The sequence below is a fragment of the Pedobacter heparinus DSM 2366 genome (assembly GCF_000023825.1).
GTDB classification, from domain to species: domain Bacteria; phylum Bacteroidota; class Bacteroidia; order Sphingobacteriales; family Sphingobacteriaceae; genus Pedobacter; species Pedobacter heparinus.
The window spans coordinates 499,163-518,206 of record NC_013061.1 but is presented as its reverse complement, the minus strand read 5'-3'; the positions used below and the strand labels follow the sequence as shown (position 1 = coordinate 518,206).

General features: G+C 44.9%; 12 protein-coding genes. 10 read left to right on the top strand and 2 right to left on the bottom strand.

What is annotated here, in order from left to right; genetic code table 11:
• Positions 1 to 7: 7 nt before the first annotated feature.
• From PHEP_RS02185 to PHEP_RS02170, 4 genes are all read left to right on the top strand, one after another.
• Positions 8 to 2,827 (top strand): M16 family metallopeptidase, encoded by a 2,820-nt coding sequence (locus PHEP_RS02185; protein WP_036675102.1) that lies wholly within the window; start codon positions 8 to 10, stop codon positions 2,825 to 2,827.
• Between the two features lie 5 nt (positions 2,828 to 2,832).
• Positions 2,833 to 4,590, top strand: a complete 1,758-nt coding sequence (locus tag PHEP_RS02180; protein WP_012780614.1) for an NHL repeat-containing protein — start codon at positions 2,833 to 2,835, stop codon at positions 4,588 to 4,590.
• A gap of 58 nt (positions 4,591 to 4,648) precedes the next feature.
• Entirely contained in the window at positions 4,649 to 6,208 is a 1,560-nt protein-coding gene (locus PHEP_RS02175; protein WP_012780613.1) for a calcineurin-like phosphoesterase C-terminal domain-containing protein, read from the top strand.
• 99 nt (positions 6,209 to 6,307) lie between these two features.
• A complete protein-coding gene (locus tag PHEP_RS02170; RefSeq protein ID WP_012780612.1) occupies positions 6,308 to 8,227 on the top strand; it encodes an ATP-dependent DNA helicase in 1,920 nt (639 codons plus the stop codon).
• Here the strand turns inward: PHEP_RS02170 and PHEP_RS02165 are convergent, their stop codons facing one another.
• Both PHEP_RS02165 and PHEP_RS02160 read right to left on the bottom strand, forming a co-directional pair.
• Positions 8,228 to 10,084, bottom strand: a complete 1,857-nt coding sequence (locus PHEP_RS02165; protein ID WP_012780611.1) for a beta-N-acetylhexosaminidase — start codon at positions 10,082 to 10,084, stop codon at positions 8,228 to 8,230.
• Positions 10,085 to 10,186: 102 nt separating this feature from the next.
• Complete coding sequence (locus PHEP_RS02160) at positions 10,187 to 13,573, bottom strand: DEAD/DEAH box helicase (RefSeq protein WP_238326533.1); 3,387 nt, start codon at positions 13,571 to 13,573, stop codon at positions 10,187 to 10,189.
• 119 nt (positions 13,574 to 13,692) lie between these two features.
• Between PHEP_RS02160 and PHEP_RS02155 the strand changes: the two genes are divergently transcribed.
• The 6 genes from PHEP_RS02155 to eboE are packed head-to-tail and all read left to right on the top strand — an operon-like array spanning position 13,693 to position 19,043.
• Complete coding sequence (locus PHEP_RS02155; RefSeq protein WP_012780609.1) at positions 13,693 to 14,061, top strand: transmembrane 220 family protein; 369 nt, start codon at positions 13,693 to 13,695, stop codon at positions 14,059 to 14,061.
• Positions 14,062 to 14,071: 10 nt separating this feature from the next.
• Positions 14,072 to 14,782: an EboA domain-containing protein gene (locus PHEP_RS02150; RefSeq protein WP_012780608.1), complete on the top strand. Its 711-nt coding sequence runs from the start codon at positions 14,072 to 14,074 to the stop codon at positions 14,780 to 14,782.
• 2 nt (positions 14,783 to 14,784) lie between these two features.
• A complete protein-coding gene (locus tag PHEP_RS02145; RefSeq protein ID WP_012780607.1) occupies positions 14,785 to 15,771 on the top strand; it encodes a TatD family hydrolase in 987 nt (328 codons plus the stop codon).
• Between the two features lies 1 nt (position 15,772).
• Complete coding sequence (gene eboC / locus PHEP_RS02140; RefSeq protein WP_012780606.1) at positions 15,773 to 16,651, top strand: UbiA-like protein EboC; 879 nt, start codon at positions 15,773 to 15,775, stop codon at positions 16,649 to 16,651.
• A gap of 18 nt (positions 16,652 to 16,669) precedes the next feature.
• Positions 16,670 to 17,854: a 3-dehydroquinate synthase gene (locus PHEP_RS02135; RefSeq protein ID WP_012780605.1), complete on the top strand. Its 1,185-nt coding sequence runs from the start codon at positions 16,670 to 16,672 to the stop codon at positions 17,852 to 17,854.
• Complete coding sequence (gene eboE, locus PHEP_RS02130) at positions 17,844 to 19,043, top strand: metabolite traffic protein EboE (RefSeq protein WP_012780604.1); 1,200 nt, start codon at positions 17,844 to 17,846, stop codon at positions 19,041 to 19,043. Before PHEP_RS02135 ends, eboE begins: the two co-directional genes overlap by 11 nt.
• The last annotated feature ends 1 nt before the right edge of the window (position 19,044 follow it).

The following is a 19,044-nucleotide window of genomic DNA, read 5'->3' as shown; positions in this document are numbered from 1 at the left end:
CAACAGGATGAGGAAGACAATAATTTTAATGGTGTTGTGGCTGGCCGGAACGGGATTTTTAAGTCCCCGCAGCTATGCCCAGCCATTACAGCAAGACCCCAATCTGGTAACAGGGAAGCTTAAAAATGGCTTTACCTATTACATCTACAAAAGCAATAAAACACCCGGAAATTCGGTGTTAAGGTTGTTTTTGAATGCAGGCTCATTACAGGAAAACCCGGATCAGCTGGGTTTGGCCCATTTTATTGAACACATGGCCTTTAACGGGACAAAACATTATTCGAAAAATGATGTAATTGAGTTCCTGGAATCCAAAGGGGTAAAGTTTGGTGCCGATTTAAATGCCCATACCAGTTTTGATGAAACGGTATACAAGATCAGCATCAATACTGAAGATGAGAAAAACCTGGAGAAATCTATTGACATTATGGCCGACTGGGCCTTTGGTGTGACCTTCGACAGCAATGAAATTGATAAAGAACGGGGTGTGGTGATAGAAGAATGGCGCAGCAAACAAGGTGCGGCAAACCGTTTACGGGAACAGTACCTGCCGGTGTTATTCAATAAATCGAGGTATGCTGAGCGCCTGCCTATAGGTAAAGTAGACATCCTGAAAAACTTTAAGCGCCAGACCATCGTTGATTTTTATGAGCAATGGTACCGGCCCGATCTGATGTCTATCGCCATTGTAACAGACATAGACCCTAAAAAGGTAGAAACTTATATTAAAAATGAGTTTAACCAGTATAAGGCCAAAAGCAAGGCCCCAAGGGTTTATTATGAGCTGCCGGCACACAGGGACACCTTATTTTCTATCCTTACGGATAAGGAGGCCAATGCCATTGAACTGAGTGTTTTCAATAAAATCAAATCCTTTAAGGGCATTAAAACCGAACAGGACTATAAGGCCCAGCTTACGCGTTCATTTTTCAATGCCCTGGCCAAAAGCCGCTTCAGCAGGGTTTCGCAGCTAAAAAACGACTTTAAAGAAGGCAGTTTATCGGTCGGCAACATTGTTTTAAAGAACGGCATTGTTTCTGGTGGTGCAGCTTTGTACCACGATCAGGTTAAAGCAGGCATTGCCCAGTACCTTACAGAAGCCCAGCGCATTTTCCGCTATGGTTTTACCGCCGGGGAGATCAAAAAATACCAGTCGGAATATATTGCGGCCATCAAACGTTCGGAAGCGGCAGAAGATAAAACACAACCGGAAACTTATGTAAATGAGATCCACGATGTGTTTTACAATGGCAGTACCATGCTGGCCAGAACAGAGCGCAACAGGCTGGCGCTAAAATATGCAGCACAAATTGATTCTTTAAGTTTACTGAACTTTTTAAGATCGGTAAACCAGCCAGGAAATACGGTAGTATTGCTTACCGGCCCTGAAAAGGACAAGAGCAGCTTACCGGATGAGGCTGCTTTAAAAGCCATGTTTGCCAAAGCCGCAGCAGAACCTGTTGGGCCATGGTCAGATCAGCTTAGCGTTCCTGATCAATTGCTGGCAAAGGAACCTGTACCGGGTAAAGTAGTCAGAGAAGAAAAAATTGAGGCTGTGGGGGGCATCAAATGGACCCTGAGCAATGGTACCATTGTTTACCTGAAACCTACTGCAGAACGTAAAAATTACATTTCTTTATCTGGCTTTAGAAAAGGTGGTATTTACGCACTGGATTCTACACAATACATCACCGCCCAGTTTGTAAAGCCGGTAACCGGTTTAAGTGGCGCAGGTCCTTTTAGCCGCCCTGCCCTTAACCAGTTCCTTACCGGTAGTTCGGCTTCGGCCACACTGGTGCTTTCGGGTACCAGAGAAGGTGTGGTTACAAGTGCAGACTGGAAAGATGCAAGAACCATGTTCCAGTTAATGTACCTGAAATGGATGTACCCAAATGCTGACCCGGTAACTTTTGAACAGGCCAAACGCCAGACCATAGAACAGCTGGAAAACAACAAGCTATCGCCAAATTATGCTTACAATAAAGCCATCAGTGAACTGTTAAAAGGCGATGATGATTACGCTTCAGCGGTATCGGAAGAACGCATCAATAAAGAACTCCGTTTTGAAAACATTATCCCTGTTTTTAAAAGCAGGTTTGCTTCAGCAAAGGATTTTCAGTTTGTGGTTGTTGGCGGCTTTGAGCCGGATAGCATTAAACCTTTAATAGAACAATATATTGGTGGTTTACCTGCCGGTGATTATCATAAACAGTTTGAATACAAGGGCCCCGTTGGCGGTCATACCGCTAAGGATATTTTAATGTATGCCGGTGCAGCGCCAAAAAGCACCGTGAACCTCTTTTACCAGAGCAATAAGGTAAACTACGATTACCCTGAAATTCTGGTGCAGACCCTGTTGCAGGAAGTATTGAAGGTAAAACTGCGTTTAAACCTGCGGGAAGAAAATTCGGGCGTATATGGTGTTGGCGTATCTGTTTCGGCAACCAATGTACCAGCTCCACTGATCCGTTCCAGAATTACTTTTACCTGTGCACCAGAATCGACAGCGTTCCTGATCAAACAGGCACAGGAAGAAGTTAAAAAAGTAGCTGCCGATCCATCATATTTTACCAGCGACCTGGTAAACATTAAAGTACAGCAAATTGACAGCTATAAAAAACAAGCCGATAAAAACCTGTTCTGGAGCTCGGCCCTGAGGAACCAGTTTTACTTTGGTTTTAAGGACTACAGTTATTTTAACGACTACGAAAACATGATCCATAAGATCAGTCCGGCTATGGTAGCTGATTATGCAAAAAAATACATGATTGAAACGCCGGGTATCAAAGCCGTATTGATGCCTGAAAATTTTAAGACCCTAAACTAATTGTTATGAAGAACATTAAAAATATCACAACCCTGCTCCTGCTTATTGTAGCAGGTATACATGCAGGTTGTAAAAAAGATCCTGTGATGTATGGCAAGGGCATTGAGTCCTTCAAATTCGTTGTTAAGGATGCACAAGGTGCAGATAAAGAATACCCAGGCGTCATCACCGGTGATGAAATCGTTGTTTCACTCCCTATAGAAGTTGATGTGACCAACCTGAAAGCCAGCTTTGTAGTGGATAATCCGAGAACTATTGTACAGGTTGGTGCTGAGGTGCAGGAGTCGGGTATTTCTGAAATGGACTTTACAAATGCGATTTCGTATAGTGTAAAGGCTGAAGACAAAAGCAGGAGGAGTTATACGGTAAGGGTAGAAAAAAAGATCGCCCTTCAATCGTTTGGCTTTTTTAAGGAGGATAACCCGGGCGTACTTGAAGGAGATTACAAGGCCGTAATAAGAGGCCTGACGATTGACATTGATATTCCTGAATCTGTTGACCTGACAAAGCTGGTTGCAAGATTTCAAACTACAGCTGGCGCTACCTTAAAGATCGGTGCCGTAGCACAGGAGAGCCAGAAAACAGTAAACAATTTTAGCAGTAATTTAATCTACACATTTAATGCAGCAGGTTTAGCCACAGCATTGGATTTTACTGCGAAAATCTCATTTATAGGGGCACAATGGTGGATGATTGGCGATAAGAGTATTATAGGTAGTGAAGCCACTGACGTAAAAATGGCCATCCACCCTTTTACCAAACAGCCTTACCTGGCCTATATCAGAACGGGTAAAAACGAAAGCGGTGCTGTTATTCCGGCCACTGAGAAAAAAATTGCAGTCATTGCCCTCAATGGAACCATATGGAAAAACATTGGCAGTGCAATGGGGATTTCTAACGAACAGGTAGATATTATTAACATTGCTTTCGATGAAGAGGGAGCGCCTTATGTAGGCTATAAAGATTATTTAGATGGGCTGCAGAAAGCAACCGTATTGAAATATACCAATGACAGCTGGACTGCAGTAGGGGCTAAAAATTTCAGTCCGATGCGGGTAGATAAATTTTCATTTACTGTAGGTGAAAACAATCAGCCATTAATAGGTGCTTCTACCTTTACCGCCATTACGGGCTATTTAAAACGTGCCATATACGCAAGCAATTATACCAATAACAATTGGAATGACATTACCCCTGCAATCGCAAACAACCTGATTGGTGCTGTACAGGTATTCAGAGGGCTGGACGGAAAAGGTTACATGGCTGTGCTGGACAGGAACTCTAATTTCAGTATGTATAAATTAACTAACAATACCTGGGCGCCGGTTGGGCCTGTAGGCTTCAGAACTTCTGACGGTTTGCCGGGATATACTTCTGTAATTGGTGCGGCATCGGCCGATGGTACCGTTTATATTGGTTTCCAGACCGTATCAGCCAACCAGCGCTTAAACCGGATCATGAAGTTTAATGGTACCACCTGGGAAGAACTTGGTTCGGCCGGAAACAGCCAGGACCAGAACGAGAAGTATGCATTGGCAATAGACCCTGATGGTAAATTATATTTCGGCTTTGCCAATACGACCGGACTATATGTGCGCACTTTTAACGACCATACTAAAAACTGGAATACACCAAGGTTAGTATTTTCAGGGAAGATCAACACATTTGACCTTCAGGTTGCCCCGGATGGCATTCCTTATCTTGCTGTAAGTCCGAGCAGCGACAATAAAGTAATTGTTTATAAATATTCGGCAACGAAATAACATCCCGGCCCTGCCTGGGCACTTCGGTACCCAGACAGGGCTTTTAATATAAAGTCAAATGAAACCACTCAGTTTCTTCCTGTTTTTACTCCTATCCTGTGCGTTAAAAGCCCAAAACACGGCTTCGGGCTATGTGTTTGCCGATGCCAATGGGAATGGCAAAAAAGACAAAACCGAAAAGGGAATTGCCAATGTTGCGGTGACCAACGGACAGGAAGTGGTGCAAACCAACAGCAAGGGTTATTACACTTTACCGGTTGGGAACGACAACATCATCAGTGTCATCAAACCCACTGGCTACCAGGTTCCACTGAATGCAGACAACCTGCCCCAATACTTTTACATCCACAAACCTCAGGGCTCCCCACAATTCAAATACAAAGGTGTAGCCCCTACCGGCCCATTGCCGGCAGCTGTAAATTTTGCCCTGAAACCTGTTCGGGAACAGGACAACTATACGGCCCTGATTTTTGGTGATCCGCAGGTATATAACCAGGAGCAGGTAGATTATTTTGTAAAGGACGTCATCAGCGAAGTAGAAGGCATTAAAAATATGTCTTTCGGCATCAGTATGGGCGATGAGGTGGGCGACAAGCTTGACCTTTTCCCTGCCTATACCGCAGCGGTTAAACGGGTAGGGATTCCATGGTACAACATGATGGGTAATCACGACCTGAATGCAGATGCGCCTGCAGATTCTTTATCTGATGAATCTTTTGAAGCGCATTTTGGCCCCACAACTTATGCTTTTAATTATGGAAAAGTACACTTTGTGGTGCTGGATGATGTGTTGTATCCTGACCCGCGCGACGGCAGGGGTTATTACGGTGGCTTAAGGGACGACCAGTTGAAGTTTATAGAGCAGGACCTGAAATATGTGCCTAAAGATTACCTGGTGGTAATGACCATGCATATCCCCCTTAGCGAACCCGAATTCCTGTTTAGCCCGACTACCCGGCTTAAGTTGTTCAACCTGCTGAAAGATTTTCCACATACCCTTTCCATATCCGCGCATACGCACATGCAGCGCCAGGATTTTTATGTAAAGGGTTCAGAATGGCTGCAGGACAAACCCCATCACCATTTCAATATCGGGACGGCCTCGGGCGATTTTTATTCCGGGCTTAGCGATAAAAACGGAACGCCCGTTTCTACCATGCGGGATGGAACCCCCAAAGGTTATGGATTTATCCATTTTAAAGGAAATCAATACATTATTGACTATAAAGTAGCCGGTGAAGGTGCAACAACCCAGATGCGCATTACGGCACCTGAAAAATTAAAAAAGGATACGGACACCGCAGCCTATGTGTATGTGAATTTTTACACAGGTGCCAAAAATGACATCCTGCAGTATCGGATAGATGATGGCAGCTGGATGCCTTTACAGCATACATTTGAATTTGATCCTTTTTATATAGCCGAAGTAGCGACCTGGAAAAGCATTACCGATAAAACCAAAAAAGCCAGGCGCCCCTCTAACCCGGCAAAAAGTACACATTTGTGGAAGGGCCCTATATCTACCAGATTACAAACGGGCAGGCACAGCATTGAAGTAAAAGCTACCGATATGTTTAACCGCTCGTTTATACAAAAAAGCAGCTACACAATTGAGTAGATTAAAAAGCCCCGCAGTGACCAACACTGAGGGGGCTTTTTTTTCTATAGAAAAAAATGAATTTGTGCAGTCTTGCCCAAGAATAGTTATTTTTGAGGCATGACTAACGGTGCGGCTTCCCATTCAATTTCTGACAAGGTTTTATCTTTCATTGACTTTACCAATCAGAACATTTTTCTGACCGGAAAGGCCGGAACCGGAAAAACTACTTTGTTGAAACGCATCAAAGAAAGCAGCAGCAAAAAGATGGCAGTTGTGGCCCCTACAGGTGTTGCGGCCATGAACGCGAAAGGCAGTACCATCAATTCTTTTTTTCAACTGCCCCCGGGTTCCTTTTTCCCGGGCGACATTAGCCTGGAAAACCTGCAGTCGGGTTTCCTTTCTATACAGTCGATGGTTGCCGACCTGAGCTATACCAGGGATAAGCTCAGCCTGTTTAATGAACTGGAATTGCTGGTGATCGATGAGGTATCCATGGTACGTTGTGACCTGCTGGATGTAATTGATGCCATCCTCCGTTCGGTAAGAAAAAACAATATGCCCTTTGGGGGTGTGCAATTGCTCCTTATTGGCGACCTGTACCAGTTGCCACCGGTAACCAAAAGGGAAGACTGGTCGTTTTTAAGTCGCGCCTACCCCTCACCTTACTTTTTCGATGCCCTGGTGATCCGCCGTTATCCACTACTACAAATAGAGCTGACCACAGTTTTCAGGCAAACGGAAATAGAATTTATCCAGATTTTAAATGACATCAGGAACAACCAGATCGATGAAAGCGGCCTGGCCCTGTTAAATAAAAGGTACGACCCGCAGTTCAGTGCTGTGGATGGGTTGAACCCCATCATCATCACTTCCCATAATGCGGAAGCCAATGCCATCAATAAAGAGAAGCTGGAGGAGCTGCCCGGCACCGAATATACTTTTGAAGCCGAAGTGAGCGGAGAGTTCAGGGACCTGAGCCTGCAGGCCGAACAAACCTTAAAACTGAAAGAGGGTGCACAGGTCATGTTCATCAAAAACGACACCGGCGAAGACAGAAAATTTTATAATGGAAAGATCGGCAAGGTAAAGTCGGTAAACGGGGCCGGGATCTGGATTTCCTTTCCACAGGAGGAAGATCTTTTGCTTGAAAAAACTTCATGGGCCTCTTTCGAATACAAAACCGATACTGAAGAAGCCATTGTACAGCAGCAGGTAGGCGAGTTTTCGCAATATCCGGTTAAGCTGGCCTGGGCGGTAACCATTCACAAGAGCCAGGGCCTGACCTTCGACCAGGCGGTGATTGATGCAGGCAAATCTTTCGTAGCAGGCCAGGTATATGTGGCTTTAAGCCGTGTAAGAACACTGAACGGACTGGTGTTAAAATCAAGGATCGGCACGGAAAGTTTAAGGTCGAATACCGAGGTGATCAATTATATGAAACCGGTGAAGGAAGAGGAGCTGGATGCCATCCTGATCAGGGAACAGGAAAAATTTATCCTGCAGCTGGTACTTGATCATTTTTCTTTGAACAGTGTTTTAAGGGGGCTGGACGTTGTTTCGGGCAACGCTGAAATAAACAAAGCAAACCTATCTGAATTTAAGGCTTTAATGGGACAGCTGAATACTTCGCTTACGGCACTGATGACCTTGACAGAACGTTTTCAAACACAGGTAAGGCAATTGCACCAAAAAGAAGGTTTTGCAGCATTAACTGCCTTGCAGGAAAGGATTACTTCGGCACATACTTATTTTACCAAAGAGCTTACCATGCAGCTTTTAAATCCGGTGAACAAGAACATCAGGATTAAGCCCAAGAATAAAATCCAGCAGCAAATTGTGCACCTGTTACAGAAATACCGTCAGGTAATTGAAAACAAACTGGCTTTGATACAGCTTGCCTCGGGGCTGCTGGCAGGGCCGATTAAAAAAGAGGATTATGCAGCATGGATTGATCAGCATAACGTTAAACCTAAGAGCAAAAATGGTTCGTTTGCTGCGGTTGCAGCACAGCAAACGACCAATTTATCTTTGTTTTAATTATTTATTCTGATCTACAAATATTGACCTTGAACTGATTGCCCCCATGCGGCGGCCATCTTTAAAAGTAGCTGCTTTAATGGTGACCGGTAATTTAACTTCGAAGGGTTTGCTGTAGGCCAGCGAATTTACTGTTGGTTCTGAACCATCCAGGCTATAGCGCACCTGCGGCTGATAACTATTGGTTTTAAAGGATACCCTTGCTTTATTGGCCACACTGTCGACCGTTACGGTATGCCATACATTATAGGCGCTTCTGGCGTAATTGATGCCCAGGTCATCGTAGCGCTGGTATTGCTTTTCTATCCTGCGGCTAAAATCAGTCCAGCTTTTCCGGGCTGGTATGGTCCAGGCCAGTTCGGCCATCGCAGCAGCGCGTGGAAAGGCCATGTATTCTACTTTTTCGGGCGAATGGATAAATTCTGCCCATACATTGCCCTGTACGCCTTTAATATATTTTGCCTGCTCGGCAGTAAGCACTGCTGGTACAGGCTCATAGTTGTATACCTTTTCCAGCTGCAGATTACCACCTATTGCCTTTGGTTCCAGATAGGGTTCGCCCTGATAATAATCCAGGTAAAGAAAATCGTAGGGGGTCATCACTACATCATGCAATTGTTTGGCTGCAGCAATACCACCTTCGGTGCCCCTCCAGGACATGACAGCAGCATTAGGTGCCAGGCCGCCTTCCAGAATTTCATCCCAGCCAATAATGCTTTTATTTTTGGTGGTCAGGAATTTTTCTATGCGCCTGATGAAATAGCTTTGCAGTTCATGCTCGTCTTTCAGGTTTTCTTTTTTCATCCTGGCCTGGCAGTTTGGGCAAACTTTCCAACGGTCTTTAGGACATTCATCTCCGCCGATGTGGATGAATTTACCGGGAAAGAGTGCTACAACTTCCGAAAGGATATCTTCCAGGAAATTAAAGGTCTCTTCTTTTCCGGCACAGAAAACTTCTTTCTGGATACCCCATCCTGTCAGCATTTTAAAAGGCCCGCCTGTGCAGGAAACGTTAGGATAGGCCACCAGGGCTGCCGTAGCATGGCCCGGCATTTCAATTTCGGGAACCACCGTTACATAACGTTTTGCCGCATAGGCAACGATATCCCTGATCTGGTCTTGCGTGTAAAACCCGCCATGCGGGTTGTTATCGATCTGGTTGTTGGCAAACTGCGTTCCATTGCGCCATGCGCCTATTGAAGTGAGTCTGGGGTATTTTTTAATCTCGATGCGCCAGCCATGGTCTTCGGTTAAATGCCAGTGAAACACATTCAGTTTATGTAAAGCGAGGTTGTCGATGTATTTTTTAACAAACTCCACGGAGTAAAAATAACGGCCCACGTCAAGCATCATTCCCCTCCAGCCAAAGCGTGGCTTATCGGCAATTTTTACCGCCGGAATTAGCGGTGCAGCAACAAGGGTATTATTTTTTCCTTTTACCGGCAAAAGCTGATACAGGGTTTGGGCCCCATAAAATACGCCATGTGCTTTTTTACCGCTGATGGTAACGCCCTTTGCATTGGCAATTAAGGTATAACCTTCATCACCCAGACTGTCTACGGCGTTTTTTGTGGTCAGCACAATTACATTGCTCCCTGTAGCAGCTGTAGCCGGAAGTACTTTTAAGGCGTAACCGCACAGCTTTTTTAGCTGATCGGAAAATTGAAGGCCTACCGACTTCAGGTCGGAATTGCCCGCATCATAAGTAATTTTGGTAAGGGAATTGATTTTAAAGTTTCCTGGAAGTTCAGCAACACTTAAAGGTTGCGGAATAATGGATACCCGCTGGCTAAATGCCGGGTTCGCTGCACTCATCCAGATCAGGCACAGCATAAAAAACATTCTTTTGATCATCATTTTGTTATGTTTGGTTTACTCGTGTACGTTAACGACAAAAATTAAAGATAAAAAAATATGCTGTACAAACAGGTATTTTATTAAAAAAATGAAACAACAATTTTAACTGAACAAACCGAGCAGATCTTTTTTGGAAAGTGTTTTATAGATGGAAACATCGGTTTTGATGAGGTCATCTACCAGGTCTCTCTTGGTATTTTGCAGTTTCATGATCTTCTCTTCGATGGTATCCGGACAAATTAAACGTACAGCCACCACATTTTTTTCCTGTCCGATGCGGTAAGTCCGGTCTATCGCCTGGTTTTCTACCGCCGGATTCCACCAGGGGTCTACCAGGTATACATAATCGGCACGGGTTAAGTTTAACCCTACCCCGCCGGCTTTTAAGCTGATAAGAAATACACGTATCTCGGGATTGTCCTGAAAAGAATTGACCACCTGCTGCCGGTTGCGGGTCTGGCCGGTTAAGTATTCATGTGCAATGCCACGCTCTCCAAGCTGGGCCCGGATCAGGTCCAGCATCCCTACAAACTGAGAAAACACCAGGATCTTGTGGTTAGGGGATTTACTTTCGATCTGTTCCAGCAGCACTTCCATTTTGGAAGAGGCATTGCCATAGAACTTATCGTCTTTTAATAAAGTGGCCGAATTACAGATTTGCCGTAAGCGGGTGATGCCCTGCAAAACGTACATGCTGCTTTTGGCCAGTTCATCTTCGGCCTTGCCCTCAATATATTCTTTAATGTCCTGCACTGCGGCTTCGTAAACCTCACGTTGCTCTGTCCCCATTTCGCAGTAAATGACCATTTCGGTTTTATCGGGCAGCTCTTTAGCTACCTGCTCTTTGGTACGCCTCAAAATGAAAGGGCTGATCTTTTTTTGGAGTTCCTTTGCCCGTTTGCTGTCTTTGAACTGATCAATGGGCACCGCATACAACTCTTTAAACTGTTGTCTGGAACCCAATAAGCCGGGACAAGCGAAAGAAAGCTGCCCATAAAGATCATAGGTATTGTTTTCTATCGGCGTGCCGGTTAATACCACTTTATTGCGCGATTGCAATAAACGCACCGCCTTATAACGCTGGGCATCCGGATTTTTTATCGTCTGCGACTCATCTAAAAATATGTAATTAAAGTAGTAGGACTTTAAAAAACGGATATCAGCCAGTAGTGTCCCATAAGAGGTAAGCACAATTTCATACTGATCAAACTGATGGATATCCTTTAGCCGGTCGGCACCATAAACGGTATGGATTTTTAACGAAGGTGCAAATTTGGCCACCTCGGCCTGCCAGTTAAAAATTAAAGAGGCCGGTACCACCACAAGATTGGTATTCTGATGGCCCTTATTGCGCTGGCTCAATATAAATGCGATGATCTGTATGGTTTTTCCGAGGCCCATATCATCAGCCAGACAAGCACCAAAGTTAAAGCCATCTAAAAAGTTAAGCCAGTTTAGGCCGTCCTGCTGATAGCCCCGCAATTCTGCATTCAGTCCTTCCGGCACAGGAACAGGCAGGATGCTTTCCGGGCCGGAAAGTTTGGCCCGGTATAAGGCCAGCTGGTCTTTTACCGATTCGTCAAAGAGCTGCTCGTCATACAGCTCGGCAATCTTATTGTAATTGATCTTATGGGTATGGATGCTTTCTTCAACAAGCTCTCCTGCGTTAAAATAGCTGGTAAATTTTTCTATCCATTCATCCGGTAAAATACCCATTGTGCCATCATCCAGCTTTACAAACTTGCTCTTGTTGCGGATAGATTTGTGCAGGTGCTTTAAAGAAATGGCCTGGTCGTTATATTCTACTTTTGCTTTGGTCTCGAACCAGTCGACCCCGCTGATCACCTTGATGGAGATGTTGGCCTTGTACTGGCTCAGGTTATTGTTTTTTAGCTGATTAAAACCCAGAATGGTTATCCCTTTGCTGCGCCAGGCTTCAAAGGCATTTAAAAACCACTCTATATCCAAAAAATGCTTGCGGTGCATGTAAAAACAATCTAACCGCAGGTCTTCATCCTGTTGTTCTTCAAAAAAAGGATGTTGCTTTGCAATGTCGGCAATAAACTGCAATTCTGCGGCTTCATCCCTCCGCAGGCTGAAAGTATGGCCGTATTTATCCTTTGCGATGATCTGCTTACGCGAAAGCACCGGGATTTCGGTATTGCTATAACGCATTACGGGGGTGATGAGCACAAAATCTTCCGACTCTGACAGATAGATCAGCTGTTCGTTTTCCAGGTCATAGCCTTTGTCTTCTATCTGTTTTTTGGTAGCCGGCTTCAGGTAAGCATAATTGATGCGAACCTTTTCTTCCAGGTTAGAAAGGATGTTTTCATAAAAATCATCAAACTTAGACCTGTGGATCAGCATTTTATCGTAATGCTTTTTGAAAAATTCGATCACCCTTAAAAAATCGGGCTTATCGATCAGGTGCAGGGTTTTATCGAGCTGGATAAAATAATGATGTTTGATGCTCAGGTTTTCAAGAGGTATAGCCTGATCATCAAGCATCAGCTTACCCGACACTTCATAGAAATCGCCCTTTTCATTGACCGACAGGACCAGGTCTATCCCTAATATTTTAAGTTTTATCCTGCTGATGGAAGTGGCGGATATGTTGGGCGAAATTTTAGGATCGTGCAGGTAGATGTCGAGTCCCAGTGGGTTTCTGGCCAGTGCCCTTAAACCTTCGAGGTCGGACCCGGAAGCTTCAGCATTGTAGTTATTCTGAAATTTAAGGACACCGTTTAGAAATTTAAGCTCACTGATGTTCTCGGTAGTCCAAAGCAGATCGGAAGGATCAATGGCTTTTAAGGGGTTCTTTATTTTGCCATCGCGACTGGCCTGGCCTTCATAGAGTGAGATGTTAAGGTGACTGTAATAACGGTGCTGGCTAAACACCACAATCGTCTGCATTTCCTTTTTGATGAGGCCACCGGATACCGGCAGGTTAAATTCTTTTTTTGGGAGCAGGGACGCTGCGAGTTCCGCTTTTGTTTTTTGGGTAACCGGAAACAGGGTTTTGACTTTGGGGCTGATCCCGAGACTACCTTTTATATAGCTGAGCTCAAAATGATCATCCGGATTCTTTTCCTGCTCCAGCCCGTAATCCTGCGCAAACTCTTTTAATTTTTTATGTCTTAGCGGTGCATCAAAAAAAAGGCGCAATGGCTGTCGCTCCATAATGTTGTACAAGGCCCGGGCCTGGAATTCACATAAGCCATCGGCAGCAGAGGGGCAGGAACAGGACAGCAATACCCGGTCGGGTGTTTGTGTGACCGTTACAAGCGGATTGTTCATCTCGCCCCCGGCATCTCCAAAAACTGCAAAATTCAGGCTGATCTCTGCCGGTACAAGTTCATAAAAACCCTTGGCACTGGTATCTGCCCCAACCTTATTGTGCTTTAAAATATCCGACAGGTTTAGTGCCGACAGGTTAAAATCTGCTAAAATATAATCGTGTGCCGGGGTATAAACCACTTTCTCCACCTGCAATGTTTAATGACCAATAAAAAAACTAAAATACATATGATCTTGCTAAATCGACTTAATAATCTGTTTATTTGTATTAGTAATAAACAAAACACACAAACTTAACCTTTATTGTTATGCTGTTGAGCATTTTAAATTCTATTTTTTGCGTTGCATTTGTCGGATTTGCCTATGTAAATTTAAACGACAACGATTCCTGGCTTTGGGTACCCATTTATATGTTAGCTTCCATTTGTTGTGGATTTGCCATTTTTAATCATTTTTATCCTACGGTATACCTGGTTGCCATATCTTTCTATCTGATTTATGCAATCATTTTGTTTTTTGCCAAAGATGGGGTGCGCGACTGGATCATGAAGTACCGGACACCGAGCCTGGTAGAGAGTATGCAGGCTACAAAACCTTATATCGAAAAAACCAGGGAGTTTTTTGGTTTACTGATCATCAGTGCAGCGCTGGGCATTAACTATTTTGTTGCAGTTTAATGAAATAAATATGTTTTTAATAGATAGAGAGGGGATAAATAAGCTCAGTGGTCTTTTCCTGCAGCTCATTAAACAAAACCTGCAGCCCGAGGCTTTCCAATGGTTACAGGATAAAGCGAAACTGGTTGTATCGGAAGACAAATCGGTACAGCTGCATCTTTGTTTTGCACATCTGCCACGTATCGCATCGAAAACTCCGGTTACGTTTACTACTTTGGAAACACAGGAAATCGTTAAGCTGTTGCCAGGTTATGGGCTGGAAAACTGGACCATTGACCGGCTATGCAGGGTATGGCTGCTGATGCAACTGCCTTCGGATGATAAGGAAACCTATCTGAAAAAAATAAACGGCCTGTTTGCCGCTGCAGAAATGAATGAGCAGGTGGCGCTCTATTCGGCTTTGCCGCTTTACTTTTATCCGGAAGAATGGATCGGCAGGTGTGAAGAAGGGATCAGGAGCAATATAGGCATTGTACTGGAGGCCATCATGTACCACAATCCCTACCCTGCCGGCTTTTTGTCGCAACAGGCATGGAACCAATTGGTACTGAAAGCATTTTTTACTGAAAAGAACGTTAAGCTTATTGTTGGGCTGCAGACAAGGATGAACGAGGCCCTGGCATTTACTTTACAGGATTATGTACAGGAGCGGCTGGCCGCCCACAGAACGGTGGCACCGGAAATTTATGAACTGATAGAACTAATGAACCAAAAAATATAACTATGTGCTGTAATGAGAATTTTGAGGAGAGAAATAAAGGCGAAAAAATACAGACTTCGCTTGACCTGAGCGAGATCAGCGGAATGAAGTTCTTTGATCCGCATGTACACATGACTTCACGTACTACCGATGACTACCAGGCTATGGCCGATGCGGGAATTGTTGCCCTGATTGAACCGGCTTTCTGGCTGGGGCAGCCGCGTACCCAGTTAGGCAGTTTTACCGATTACTATAGCAGCCTGATTGGCTGGGAACGGTTCAGGTCGTCCCAGTTTGGCATCAAGCATTATTGTACCATAGGCTTAAATTCCCGTGAGGCCAATAATGAGCAGCTGGCAGAACAGGTGATGGAAATTTTACCACAGTTTATTTTTAAGGAAGGTGTGGTAGGTATTGGTGAGATTGGCTTTGACGACCAGACTGCAGCTGAAGAGAAATATTACCGCTTACAGCTTGACCTGGCAAAAGAAGCGGGTTTGCCGGTACAGATCCATACGCCACACCGCGATAAGAAAAAAGGTACCCAGCGCAGTATGGATATTGCCATAGAGCAGGGCCTTGACCCTTATATGGTGATTGTAGACCATAACAATGAGGAGACCGTAAAAGAGGTGTTGGACAGGGGCTTTTGGGCTGCTTTTACCATTTATCCTTTTACCAAAATGGGGAATGAGCGCATGGTAGAGGTGCTGAAACAATATGGATCGGAAAGGATCATGATCAATTCGGCGGCCGACTGGGGCATCAGTGATCCGCTGGCCATTCCTAAAACTGCAGCCCTGATGAAAAGATCGGGCATTAGCCTTCAGGACATTGAACTGGTTACCTACCGCAATGCCATTACAGCTTTTGCACAGAGCGGACAGATTGATGAGAATGACTTTTTAAGGGTGAAAAACATTGACCAGAGCCAGAAGTTTGCCAGCAATTCCATCTTACGTGGCGGGCAGCAACCAAGAATAGACAAAAACTCCATCATCATTTCATAGCGTGAAGAAATTATTAGGATATATCAGGCTGATGCGACCGGCCAATGTAGTTACTGCTGTGGCCGATGTACTGGCGGGGATGGCCCTGGCAGGGTATTTTATGGGCACCGCCAGCTACCTGCCCGTCCTGCTGCTTTGTTTATCTACCATAGGCCTGTATAGCGGGGGCATTATTTTAAATGATGTTTTTGATGCAGAACTGGATGCCAGGGAGCGGCCGGAACGGCCAATTCCAAGCGGTCTGATCTCAAAAAAAGCAGCCACCCTATTTGGCGGGATATTCTTCTTTATCGGCATTTTTACAGCAGGGCTTTACAACCCGGCTTCACAGTATCTGGCAGCGGCCATTATGGTCTCCTGCCTCATTTACGATAAATTCCTGAAGCACAGCGCAATATTCGGACCTTTGAATATGGGGCTTTGCCGGGGCCTGAATTTGCTGCTGGGCATGAGCATTATCCCCTCTGCTATACAACAATGGTGGTTTTTGGCTATAGTACCCATTATTTACATTGCCTCGGTTACCATGGTAAGCCGGGCTGAAGTGCATGGCGGAAGTAAGAAAATGCTTTATTTTGCCGCACTTTTATATACGCTTGTCATTTCCAGCATCCTGTTTTTTGGCATAAGACAAGGCAACCTGCCACTTACCGCCGTATTTGTACTGGGCTTTGCACTGATGATATTTATTCCATTGTTAAGGGCGATGAAAAATCCCATTGGCCCCAACATTGGCAAAGCAGTAAAGGCAGGTGTAATTGCTTTAATTTTAATGAATGCAGCCTGGGCAAGTGCATTTGGAATGGTACAGATAGCCTTATTTATTGTTATTTTATTACCAGTATCGTTAATGCTGGGTAAGGCATTTGCCGTAACCTAGCCAAGAATTTCGTAGGACATGAATTATTTAGAACAGTCGTTTAGTGTAAAATTTGACTATAAAATCTACTTTACCTCTTCCCTATTTGAGTTGGGAAACCCCTTGCTGGCAGATTTTTTTAAGGGCAGGCCATCGGCAGCCCTGCGCAAAATATTTTTTGTTATAGACGGGGGCGTTACCGAAAAGCATCCCAATCTGCAAGAAGCCATTAAAACTTACTTTAACCAATGCCAGGAGGTCCAACTGGTCCCTGAAATCAGGATTGTTCCTGGTGGCGAGGCTTCAAAAAATGATACTGCATTATTTGAGCAGCTTGTAGAGGCGGTAAATGTATATGGGATAGACCGGCACTCTTATATTGCCGCCATTGGCGGAGGCGCAGTGCTGGATCTGGTGGGCTATGCTGCGGCGGTTTCGCACCGTGGGATTAAACATATCCGCATTCCTACTACGGTACTTTCGCAAAACGATTCAGGTATCGGGGTTAAAAACGGCATCAATTATAAAGGTAAAAAGAACTTCCTTGGTACTTTCGCCCCTCCTGTTGCCGTGTTTAACGATGACCGCTTTCTGGAAACACTTAACGACCGTGATTACCGGTCCGGAATTTCGGAAGCGATAAAAGTAGCGCTGATCAAGGACCCTGAATTCTTTTACTGGATTGAGGCCCATACCGCAGCCCTGGCTGCGCGTGACCCGGAAAGCATGAACTACCTGATCAGGCGCTGTGCAAAACTTCATCTGGACCATATTGCCGGTGATGATCCTTTTGAAACCGGATCGGCCAGGCCCTTGGATTTTGGACATTGGAGTGCACATAAACTGGAACAACTGAGTAATTTTACAGTGCTGCATGGCGAGGCTGTTGCCATGGGGATTGCCCTTGACAGTGTATATTCCTTTTTAACGGGTTTGCTCTCTGAAGAAAAAGCGCTGCGCATCCTCCAGGTACTGAGCGCACTGAATTTCAGTATCTCAGACCCTATCATCCAGATCAAAGACAGCGGTTCAGCCATATTGAAAGGGCTGGCAGAATTCCAGGAGCACCTGGGTGGCCTGCTCACCATTACCCTCCTTACCGATATCGGATCCGGAAAGGAAGTACATGAAATGGATCATCAGCAACTGATCAATGCCAGCGCTTATATTGCTGGTTTCACAAAAGAAAATACCGCATTAAATAGCATCCGCCATGAAAGTTAATACCGGACACCTGAGCTATTGTACGAACATACATGCCGGTAAAAACTGGGCAGAAGATTTTAAGTCCTTGCAGCAAAATTTCCCTGTCATAAAAGCTGCATTGAGCCCTGAGCAACCAATGGGCCTGGGCTTAAGGTTGTCCAATGCCGCCAGCCTGGAGTTGATAGGAGAAGCACCATTAATGGCTTTTTCGCAATGGCTTAAAGCAAATAGTGCTTACGTTTTTACGATGAACGGCTTTCCTTACGGGGAATTTCACCATACCATTGTTAAGGAGCAGGTACATGCGCCCGACTGGACTACTGAAGAACGTAAAAATTATACATTAAGGCTGTTCCATATTTTAAAACAGCTGTTGCCCGAAGGAATGGAGGGTGGCATATCCACCTCGCCCCTAAGTTACAGGCATTGGTTTAAAAGTACTGAAGCTTTGGAAGAAGCCAGGAAAACAGCGACGCTGCACCTTGTTGAAGTACTGAAGGAACTCATTGTGATACACCGGGAAACAGGCCGGAACATGCACCTGGACATTGAACCTGAGCCGGACGGTATCCTGGAAACCGGCAGGGAATTTATAGACTGGTTTGAAAACGACCTGCTGCCCCTGGGCATACCGGAAATCCGGGCTGCGTTTAAATTATCGTCAGCAGAAGCAGAAACACTGATTAAAAACCACCTCTGTCTTTGTTATGATGTTTGCCATTTTGCCATTGGCTACGAAGACCATGCAGCAGTGGTAACAGCGCTGGAGCAAAAAGGCATTAAAGTAGGGAAAATACAGATCAGTGCTGCTTTAAAGGCAGATCTGACCGGTCCGGCCCCGGAAAACATTAAACGTAGCTTTGAGGCATTTAATGAACCTACTTATTTACACCAGGTGGTGGCGCTTAAAAATGATGGCAGCCTGTTGCGCTATCCCGACCTGCCGGAAGCATTAGCCGGGCTGGAAAAGGGAGTTACACAATGGCGGGCACATTTCCATGTACCCATTTCTATAAAGAAGATCGGCCTGCTGGAATCTACGCAGGATGATATTTTAACCGTACTGGAAATTCAGAAACAAAAGCCTTTTACCAAACACCTGGAGGTAGAGACCTATACCTGGGAAGTATTGCCCGAATCTTTAAAATTACCCATTACCCAATCCATCAGCAATGAACTGCAATGGGTTGTAAATACCGAGATCTAAA